The organism is Oleiphilus sp. HI0125 (assembly GCF_001635355.1).
The window spans coordinates 1-1,093 of sequence record NZ_LWGF01000865.1 but is presented as its reverse complement, the minus strand read 5'-3'; the positions used below and the strand labels follow the sequence as shown (position 1 = coordinate 1,093).

Annotated in this window: 2 protein-coding genes; both read right to left on the bottom strand. The window is 44.3% G+C overall.

What is annotated here, in order from left to right:
- Positions 1–355: hypothetical protein (locus tag A3762_RS14125; protein WP_197469270.1), on the bottom strand; the 355-nt coding region annotated here is incomplete at its 3' end.
- Between the two features lie 115 nt (positions 356–470).
- On the bottom strand, positions 471–1,093 hold a 623-nt coding region (locus A3762_RS14120), incomplete at its 5' end, for a DUF547 domain-containing protein (RefSeq protein WP_068756153.1).

Sequence of the window (1,093 nt, the reverse complement as noted above, 5' to 3'; positions counted from 1 at the left end):
TGTCTCGCCATATAATCCTTGCCTGCTCAGTGTTCCGAAACACGCGTAACACAGCCATTGCTTGAGTTTCATCATTACACTCGTCTAGCTTCTGAGCTAAGAGCTGAGTCATCAATTTTTCAGATCGCCCTAAAAACAAAGCCGAATCCGGTGACTGCCAATCAACTAATACTTCAGGGTACTTAGAGACAAACTCAGCGACAAAAGGGCTGAGCGCACAAGCTCGCGTCAACGTTGCTTTGAAATCATCAGACAGCAATTCATAAGAATCACTTTCCTGAACATGATCTAAAAAACGGGTAGCGTTTGCGCGTAAAGAGGATGGTTGCTCAACGACAAAATGTGCGAACGACATAGTGGATACCAATGAAACGATAAAGAATACGAGTAATGCGAAGAAGTGTAGCAAAGCATCTCAACAAAATGCTGCCCTGCATCAAGTTTTAAGCCGGAAGAGGAAACCGAAAGACTTACTTATCTCGCATTCTAATTTGGCGTTTTTCTGATCCCGAGAGATGCGCATTGACCTCCCAATCGTACGGAAGAAAACCTTGAAGCTGCCAATCAGCAGGAACACTATCTTTTGGCAGATATGTATGAAGAAAAGCAGTCACCCCACCTACCGGTTCAAAATCCTCCTCGAACCAATCAAGCAAAGGTGTCACCTTGATCTGATTGCCATCAACAACCACGCCCTTTCCCGATTGTTTAAAGAAGCCAAAAGTTTGCTCAGACAACTGTTGCTCGAGCCTCTCGCCAACATAGGGCTCAGATCGCAAATCAGGACATGAAACAGAAGCGCAATTTAAAGCGAAATGAATGCGAGGCTCATTTTGTTTTCGCAAAATATCATGCTCAAGCTTTCGCAGGGTCATGTGCTCGTTATTAAATGTGCCGCAACTATGCGTCCACACAGGACGAAACATATTCCCTAAACCGCGAAGACTTTTCAGGGGCCAATTTTCGACAACCATATTGATCGCCATAATGTTGTACGCATTCAAGAAGTAGGCAATACGCTCCGTCTTATTCGTTAGTTGATCATAATCGTATTCAGCCAAAAACTGCATGAGCGTATCTAACCGATCGTCAG